This window comes from Rhodococcus mengyinensis (assembly GCF_048381435.1).
Taxonomy (GTDB): domain Bacteria; phylum Actinomycetota; class Actinomycetes; order Mycobacteriales; family Mycobacteriaceae; genus Rhodococcus_F; species Rhodococcus_F opacus_D.
This window is the reverse complement of record NZ_JBLWIT010000122.1, coordinates 1-8057: the sequence shown is the minus strand read 5'-3', so window position 1 is coordinate 8057 and position 8057 is coordinate 1. Positions and strand designations below refer to the sequence as shown.

The 8057-nt window shown below is 66.5% G+C and carries 10 protein-coding genes; 9 read left to right on the top strand and 1 reads right to left on the bottom strand.

The window, feature by feature from the left end:
- Positions 1-180: 180 nt before the first annotated feature.
- Positions 181-684: a hypothetical protein gene (locus ACNJ7E_RS28085; protein ID WP_418341523.1), complete on the top strand. Its 504-nt coding sequence runs from the start codon at positions 181-183 to the stop codon at positions 682-684.
- Here ACNJ7E_RS28085 and ACNJ7E_RS28080 read toward each other — a convergent pair.
- The gene (locus ACNJ7E_RS28080) at positions 668-997 is read right to left on the bottom strand and encodes a hypothetical protein (protein WP_418341522.1); all 330 of its coding nucleotides are present in this window, start codon (positions 995-997) and stop codon (positions 668-670) included. The two genes, ACNJ7E_RS28085 and ACNJ7E_RS28080, sit on opposite strands and share 17 nt — an antisense overlap.
- A gap of 172 nt (positions 998-1169) precedes the next feature.
- Between ACNJ7E_RS28080 and ACNJ7E_RS28075 the strand changes: the two genes are divergently transcribed.
- From ACNJ7E_RS28075 to ACNJ7E_RS28040, 8 genes are all read left to right on the top strand, one after another.
- Complete coding sequence (locus ACNJ7E_RS28075; RefSeq protein ID WP_418341521.1) at positions 1170-1355, top strand: hypothetical protein; 186 nt, start codon at positions 1170-1172, stop codon at positions 1353-1355.
- 19 nt (positions 1356-1374) lie between these two features.
- On the top strand, positions 1375-1806 hold the full coding sequence (locus tag ACNJ7E_RS28070) for a nitroreductase/quinone reductase family protein (protein WP_418341520.1): 432 nt from the start codon (positions 1375-1377) through the stop codon (positions 1804-1806).
- Between the two features lie 123 nt (positions 1807-1929).
- Positions 1930-3369, top strand: a complete 1440-nt coding sequence (locus ACNJ7E_RS28065; RefSeq protein WP_418341519.1) for a family 43 glycosylhydrolase — start codon at positions 1930-1932, stop codon at positions 3367-3369.
- A 175-nt stretch (positions 3370-3544) separates the two neighbouring features.
- Complete coding sequence (locus ACNJ7E_RS28060; protein ID WP_418341518.1) at positions 3545-4969, top strand: NAD(P)/FAD-dependent oxidoreductase; 1425 nt, start codon at positions 3545-3547, stop codon at positions 4967-4969.
- Positions 4966-5346, top strand: a complete 381-nt coding sequence (locus ACNJ7E_RS28055; protein ID WP_418341517.1) for a cupin domain-containing protein — start codon at positions 4966-4968, stop codon at positions 5344-5346. Before ACNJ7E_RS28060 ends, ACNJ7E_RS28055 begins: the two co-directional genes overlap by 4 nt.
- Positions 5347-5424: 78 nt before the next feature.
- A complete protein-coding gene (locus tag ACNJ7E_RS28050) occupies positions 5425-6960 on the top strand; it encodes an APC family permease (RefSeq protein WP_418341516.1) in 1536 nt (511 codons plus the stop codon).
- Positions 6961-7045: 85 nt separating this feature from the next.
- A complete protein-coding gene (locus ACNJ7E_RS28045; protein ID WP_011597577.1) occupies positions 7046-7507 on the top strand; it encodes an Lrp/AsnC family transcriptional regulator in 462 nt (153 codons plus the stop codon).
- Positions 7504-8057 (top strand): aminotransferase class III-fold pyridoxal phosphate-dependent enzyme (locus ACNJ7E_RS28040; RefSeq protein ID WP_418341515.1); only part of this gene is annotated, 554 nt, incomplete at its 3' end. The genes ACNJ7E_RS28045 and ACNJ7E_RS28040, both read left to right, overlap by 4 nt.

Genomic DNA, 8057 nt, shown 5'->3' with positions numbered 1-8057 from the left:
TCGCCAGAATCTCGTCCGACAACGCCCCCTGGATATCTCCCCCGAGCCCCATCCTTGAATTCTAGTTCGAACACACTTTCGAGTCAATGGTTTCGTGACAGCCGCGACCTTCGGGTAACCCCACCGAAGAAGTCCCGGAACGACATACGAAGTACGCGAACGGGTGGCACGCTTGACGGTGTGACGACCCAGGACCCGGCGACAGAACGCCACCGCAGTCGCTTGCGCCGTCTGCGCGCTGCGTGGCGGAGGAAGCTCGATCCGAGTGAGCAGTCGGCGGTGGTGTCGTGGGGCGCGTTCACGCTGACGTTCGCGGGGGTGCGGGCATTGACGCACTGGATCCGGCGCGGGCACGGACCGGCCGGCGGTGGGTTGAGTCTCCACGGCCGCCATTTCCACCATTACAACCTCGGCATCGCCGCGCTGGCCGGGGTAGGGGCCGTGGCGGTGCGTGGCTCCGAGAAGCAGCGCCGCCATCCGACGGTGCCCGTCTCGTACGGCGTCGGCACCGCGCTCATCGTCGACGAGTTGGCGTTGCTGCTGGATCTGGAAGACGTCTACTGGGCGAAGGAGGGGCGGACCAGCGTCGATGCCGCGGTGATCATCATCGGGCTCGGCGGGCTGATGACTGCGGGATTCGAGTTCTGGCCCGCGGCCCAACGCGCACTCACGGAGACGACATAGGCGGCAGCGCACCGGACAGCCGGGCACTCCCCCACGGCTCGATGTCGTAGACGGGGATGCATTCCAGGCCACGGGCGCGCACGCGCTGCACGACCGCCGCATCCGCCGACGCGCACGACCCGTCGGCGACAGCCTCGGTGACGATCGCACACAGCACATCAGCCTGGAGTTCGCGTACGGGCTTCAGTCCCTGCTCCACCGTCCAGTGCCGCACGGCGGCCCAGTGCGTCACTTCGGTGACGGTGGACGGGTTGCCGATGAACAACACACTCCGCGTGACATTCCGTCCGCCCGCGACGGTAGATGACTGCACCTTGAATCTCCGCCTCGGTGCACCACTCGTACGCCACCTCGGCCAACGTGGTGCTCGCAATCGTCGACATCTACCTCGTCCTGTTCCTGCGTCCGACTCGCATGAGAGTCATCCTGTCGCGAATCGGGCGTCGCGACTGTCCCCCGATCGGGCCTTGAATCGGATGATTCGGATGTCCCCAGATCGGGCCACAGCGCCTGGGGTGCGGGGTGTCCAGCAGAAGAACGCGACGGCGGACGAGCCGCACGAGTCGGTCGGCGCGGAACTCGCCGGAATCGCCGGCGAGGCCGGAATCGGCACGAGCGAACTCGTCGACGACCATCCGTCAACAGCGCGGGCAGCCTCCGGCGGACATTGAAGCCGTTACGCTGAAATTTATGCCGACGGACCGCGGACTGAAGTTCATGAACGCCGCCCACCGCGCCCTGCTGCGCATTACCGGCGGGCGGGTGGGGCGGAGTTTCGGCAAGATGCCGGCGGTGGAGTTGACCACCGTCGGCCGCAAAACCGGGAAGGTGCACAGCGTCATGCTGACCGTCCCGGTGCGAGAGGGCGCAACGCTCGTCGTGGTGGCGTCACGTGGTGGCGATGACCGCCACCCCGCGTGGTTCCTGAATTTGCAGGCCAACCCGGTGGTTCAGCTGTCGCTGCAGGGAAACCCCGCGCAGTCCATGCGCGCCCACGTGGCAACCGCCGAGGAGCGGGCCCGTCTGTGGCCGAAAGTCACCGCCGCCTACAAGGGATACGCCGGCTACCAGAAGAAAACGGACCGCGAGATCCCACTGGTTCTGCTCGACCCCACGACCTGACGCCGGCCACCGCCGGCAGAACACGGTTCGGTTGCAGTCCGGCGCTGTGAGCCGGTTCCACCCTTAACCTCGACCTCACCCTTATAGATTTGCGGATTCCGGGCGGGCGAGGTTGGGAGTGACGTGGACACTGACGATGCTGCGCTGCGCAAGTCCGGCACCCGACACCGCCCGCGGCGCGGGTGGATCGTGACAGCTCTGATGCTTCTCGTCTTGATGGGTGCGCCTGCCCCGTCGGCGACGGCCGAAGCGATCGTGCAACCGGTGGCCGCCGACCCGAGCGTCGTCCGCGCGTCCGACGGCATGTTCTACATGTACACGACCGCCGACGACTGGGGCGACGGCCAGGGCATGCACAACATGTCGATCTTCAAGTCCGCCGACCTCATGGATTGGATGTACCTCGGCGACGTCTTCCCCGACCGGCCCGCGTGGCACCCCGACGGCAAACTCGCGTGGGCACCCAACGTGCTCGAGTCCGACGGCCAGTTCAGCCTGTACTACTCGCTCTACGACGAATCGAACCCGTGCATCGGTCTCGCCACCGCCGACCGGCCCACCGGACCGTGGACCGATCTCGGCCGCCCCGTGTTCTGCGCCCACGACGTCGGCGTCGGCGGCACCATCGACCCGTTCGTGTGGGACGACGGCACGACGAAGACGATGTTCGTCGGCAACTTCCAGGGCGTCCACGCCATCCCGCTCAGCCCGGACGGCACCGCGGCGGCCGGCGAACCCGTACGCGTCGCGGACGAGCGCTTCGAAGGCCCGTACGTCGAATTCCACGACGGCTACTACTACCTGTTCCTCTCGGCCGGCAACTGCTGCAACGGCGCCGACACCGCCTACCGCGTCCTCGCCGGCCGGTCGGAGTCGCTGACGGGGCCGTACCTCGACCGGAAGGGCCAGGACCTGAACGACGGCGGCGGCGCCCTCATCCTCGCCGGCAGCGAACCGTGGGCCGGGCCGGGCCACAACACGGTGGTCTCCGACGACGCGGGCTCGGATTGGATCGTGTACCACGCCATTCCGCGCGACAACCGGGATCTGCCCAGCGGTGCCCGCCGGCGCGAGGGGATGATCGACCGGATCGTGTGGGCGAACGGCTGGCCCGAGGTGGGCGACGGTTCGCCCTCCTCGACCGGGCCGGCGAACCCCGACACGGACCTGCCGGTGCGGGTCACGCTGCGCGCGGATTCCGACACCACACTGCCCGCGGGCGGCGGGACCGTCGACACGACCATGCTCGTCGAGGCACCCGACGATCGTCCCTACGCGGGGCAGGTATGGGTCAGCGCGGTCTCCCCGGACGGCCAGACAAGCGATCCGTTCTTCAGGCCGATCGACGTCGACCTGCAACCCGGCGAGGTGCTCGAGGAGGCCATCGCGTACACGGTGCCGGGTGATGCGGTCTCGGGGACCTATTACGCCTACGCCTTCGCGGGCACCTTCCCCGACGAGACCGTCGAGTTCGGCACCGTTCACGCCGTGAAGTCCGGCGACGAGGCCAGGATCAGCCCGGTCCGCTCGGTGTCGCTGCACCTCGGCACGGTCGCGCGCTGACGAGGCAGGCCAGTAAGGAACCACCGATTCGGTTTTCGATTCTCACTTCGACAACTGATTCCGCAATGTTTCTCGCCTTTTGCTATTGAAATAGTGGCAAGCGTAGGTCAGGATGGGTGCCACGGTGACGTGCCTCACACGTCACCTTCGGTCATTCCACCAACAAAGGTGCTCCATGCTGCAGACAGTGTTCGAGAAGAATCAACCGAACGCGAAGGTCGTCGACCATGCGCTCCGGCGCACTCGGTTGGCACCGTTCTGGATCGAGGACGTCGCCGACACCCCCACCTACCCGGCCGCCTCGGCCGACGCCGCGTACGACCTGGTGGTCGTCGGCGGCGGATACACCGGACTCTGGAGTGCTCTGCTCGCGAAACAGCGCCACCCCGACCTGTCCGTCGCCCTCGTGGAGGGCGAGACCATCGGATGGGCGGCATCCGGCCGTAACGGCGGGTTCGTCGAAGCCAGCCTGACCCACGGCAGCGAGAACGGACGTCGACGCTGGCCGGGAGAAATCGACACTCTGGAGGCGCTCGGACTCGAGAACCTCGACGCCATCGAGAAGACCGTCCACACCCTGGGGTTGGACTGCGATTTCGAACGGAACGGCGCGATCTCGGTCGCGATCGCCGATTACCAGGCGAAGGACGTGTTCGACACGCCCCCGAGCGCCACCACCACGGTGTTTGACGGGCCCGCGATGCGCGCGCAGGTCAACTCGCCCACGTACCTGGCCGGTGTATGGGACAAGGAGTCCACCGCGCTGGTGCATCCGGCCAAGCTCGCCACCGAACTCGGCCGAGCCTGTGCGCAGCACGGTGTCGAGATGTTCGAGCACACCAAGGTCCTCGATCTCGTCCGCTCCCGATCGTCGTCACGGGTCGGCGTTCGGACGGCGTCCGCGACCCTGTCGGCCGGCCGAGTGATCCTGGCAACCAATGCTTTTCCGTCCCTGCTGAAGCGGTACCGGCTGCACACGGTTCCGGTGTACGACTACGTGCTCATGACCGAACCGCTGTCCGACGCACAGCTCGCGGAGGTGGGATGGTCTGCCCGGCAGGGCGTCGCCGACATGTCCAACCAGTTCCACTACTACCGGCTCACCCGCGACAACCGAATCCTCTGGGGCGGCTACGACGCGATCTACCATTTCGGGCGGGGAATGCACCACGACCTCGAGGACCGCCCCGAGTCCCACACGAGGCTCGCGAGCCACTTCTTCACGACGTTCCCGCAGCTCGAGGGCCTGGAGTTCACCCACCGGTGGGGCGGCGTCATCGATACGTCGACACGCTTCTGCTCGTTCTTCGGTTCCGCGGCGAAGGGGCGGATCGCGTACGCGGCCGGCTTCACCGGTCTCGGTGTCGGCGCTTCCCGCTTCGCGGCGAACGTCATGCTGGACAAGGTGTCCGGTGAGACGACTGCTTTGACGGAGTTGGACTTGGTGAAGTCCATGCCCCTCCCCTTCCCGCCCGAACCGTTGGCGGCGGCCGGCATCAACGCCACCCGATGGTCCCTCGATCGCGCGGACCACACGGAAGGTCGCCGGAACCTCTTCCTCAAGGCCCTCGACGCGGTGGGCTTGGGGTTCGACTCGTGAGCGACCCCGCGACCGGGGTCGTCGCCTGGGAATCCGGACCGCACATCGAGGCTCGAACCGCCGATCTCGACTACCACCGTCTCCCGGACGAGCAGGTGATCGGCGACAGCGTGCCGATGGTCGGCGAACGAGTGCTCGGCGACTTCGCCGGTGTCACCGTCGGCGTATGGGAGATCGAGCCCAGCGTCTCGTCCGACGTCGAGATCGACGAGGTGTTCGTGGTGCTCAGCGGTGACGCGACAGTGCAGTTCGACGACGACACCCCCGATCTCGAACTCGGTCCCGGAAGTGTCGTCCACGTGCGGTCCGGGCAGAAGACCCGGTGGATCGTGCGTGACACGCTGCGGAAGATCTTCATCGCCGAGACGGCCACGTAACCGCGAAAACCATTACACCCCTTCATCACACACGCGCGGGCACCTCTGCCCGCAGCCGCACACCTCGAGGGAGACTTGATGAGCATTGCCGAACCGCCACCCTTGAAGACCCAGCCCTCGAAGACCCAGAACCCGCTCGGCACCGCGAAGGGCCTCAACAGCGGCGCTCTGGGATTGATCGGCAACACGGTGATCGGGTTGTCCTCGGTCGCGCCCGCCTACAGTCTCGCCGCGACACTGGGGTACGTCGTTCTGGCAGTCGGCGACAAGGCGCCGTCGATGTTCCTCGTCGCGTTCATCCCGATGTTGCTCACGGCGTTCGCCTACCGCGAGCTCAATCGGGACACCCCGGACTGCGGCACCTCGTTCACCTGGGGCACCAAGGCGTTCGGCCCGTGGATCGGCTGGATGGCGGGGTGGGGACTCGCCGTGTCCGCGATCATCGTCCTCGCCAACACCGCGGAGATCGCGGCGATCTACCTGTTCGAGGTTCTCGGGTTGCACGCGGCGGCAGAGTCGCTCGCCGCGAAGGTGCTGCTGGGGTGCTTCTTCATCGCGGCCATGACGTACGTCAGCTTTCGTGGCATTCTCATCAGCGAACGCCTGCAGAACGTCCTGATCGCGGTGCAGTTCACCGTCCTCATCGGGGTCAGCGTCCTCGCACTGTCGAAGGTGTTCGGCGGCACCGCCGGCCCGCAGGCGGTCACCCCGCGACTGGACTGGATCATTCCGACCGGTGTCTCGATGTCCAGTGCGGCACAGGCGATCATCCTGTGCATCTTCATCTACTGGGGGTGGGATGCCTGCCTGGCGGTCGGTGAGGAAACGAAGGATTCCGAGCGGACGCCCGGCCGTGCCGCGGTCTTGACCACGGTCATTCTCGTCGCCACGTACGTCCTGGTCGGATACGCGGTCCAGTCGTTCGCCGGGTTCGGGGACACCGGGATCGGACTGAACAACCCGGAGAACGTCGACGACGTGCTGACCACGCTGGGCGGGCCGGTCGCCGGGCCGGTGGCAGCCTCGTTGCTGCTGCTGACGGTGTCGATCTCCGCGCTCTCCTCGACCCAGACCACCATCCTGCCGACGGCGCGCGGAACGCTGTCGATGGCGGTCTACGAGGCGTTGCCGCGCCGGTTCGCCTCGGTGCACCCCCGGTACATGACCCCCGGCTTCGGAACCCTGGTCATGGGAGCCGCGGCACTGCTGTTCTACCTGGTCCTGTCGTTCGCCAGCGCCAACGCCCTGCAGGATTCGGTGGCGTCGCTCGGACTCGCGGTTGCCTTCTACTACGGCATCACCGCCTACGCGTGCGTCTGGTACTTCCGTCGGACACTCCTCGACTCGGCACGTAATCTGTTCATGCGCGGCATCTTTCCGCTGCTCGGTGCCCTCTGCATGACGTGGGCCTTTGTCCAGAGCGCCGTCGACATGCTGCGTCCCGACTACGGATTCACCGCGTTCGGCCCGTTCGGGGGCGTGTTCGTTCTCGGCGTCGGAATGCTGGTGGTCGGAATCCCCCTGATGTTGCTGTGTTTCGCGACCGGCTCCCGGAACTTCTTCCGCGGACGCACCCTCACCGCCGACACCGAAGTGAAGGTGCCCGAGTCGTGAGTACCCACGTCACCAGGAAGAGGCGATAGTTCCGAAATGTCCGAGCCGATTGTCTTCGACACGACGAGCAAGGGAGGATTCGACCATGTCTGAGCAGCCTGCCTCTCTCGATCCCGTGTCCAAGCAGATCATCGAGCAACTTCAGGAGGATGGACGACGGTCGTACTCGGCCATCGGCAAGGTCGTCGGATTGTCGGAAGCGGCTGTACGCCAACGCGTGCAGAAGCTGATCGACACCGGCGTCACGCAGATCGTCGCGGTGACCGACCCGGTGCAAGTGGGATTCTCACGTCAGGCCATGGTCGGGATCCGCTGCTCGGGGGACGTCACCGAGATCGCCGCTCGCCTCGCGGACGTCGACGCCATCGACTACGTCGTGTTGACGGCAGGCGCCTACGACATTCTCGCCGAGATCGTGTGCGAGAACGACGACCACCTCCTTGCCGTGCTCAACAAAGAAATTCGCACTATTCCCGGTGTGCTCGGCACCGAGACGATGGTGTACCTGAAACTTGTCAAACAGCAATATGATTGGGGAACCCGATGACTACGGTTACCAACTCTTCGCCCACCACGGCGCACCTCGAGGCGGCGGCCCGCCGCCATCTGTGGGGGCATTTCTCCCGGCACGGGGAGAACATCACGCCGCCGATCATCACCCGCGGTGAGGGCGCCCGGATCTGGGACACCGCCGGCAAGAGCTACCTCGACGGGCTGTCCGGGTTGTTCGTCGTCCAGGCCGGGCACGGCCGCACCGAGCTCGCCGAGGCCGCCGCCAAGCAGGCCGAACAGCTCGCGTTCTTCCCGCTCTGGTCCTACGCCACCCCACCGGCGATCGAACTCGCCGAACGCCTCGCCGGCTACGCCCCCGGCGATCTGAACCGGGTCTTCTTCACCACCGGCGGCGGCGAGGCCGTCGAAAGCGCCTGGAAACTGGCCAAACAGTACTTCAAGAAGGTCGGCAAACCCGGCAAACACAAGGTCATCTCCCGCTCCATCGCCTACCACGGCACCCCGCAGGGCGCCCTCGCCATCACCGGCATCCCCGCCCTGAAGGCCCCGTTCGAACCGCTCACCCCCGGCGCGTTCCGGGTCCC

Excerpts from the sequence above, each read along its gene's own strand:
- ACNJ7E_RS28045 (WP_011597577.1), top strand. The coding sequence starts at position 7,046 with ATGTCTGAGCAGCCTGCCTCTCTCGATCCCGTGTCCAAGCAGATCATC.
- ACNJ7E_RS28075 (WP_418341521.1), top strand. The coding sequence starts at position 1,170 with ATGTCCCCAGATCGGGCCACAGCGCCTGGGGTGCGGGGTGTCCAGCAG.
- ACNJ7E_RS28050 (WP_418341516.1), top strand. The coding sequence starts at position 5,425 with ATGAGCATTGCCGAACCGCCACCCTTGAAGACCCAGCCCTCGAAGACC.
- ACNJ7E_RS28070 (WP_418341520.1), top strand. The coding sequence starts at position 1,375 with ATGCCGACGGACCGCGGACTGAAGTTCATGAACGCCGCCCACCGCGCC.
- ACNJ7E_RS28060 (WP_418341518.1), top strand. The coding sequence starts at position 3,545 with ATGCTGCAGACAGTGTTCGAGAAGAATCAACCGAACGCGAAGGTCGTC.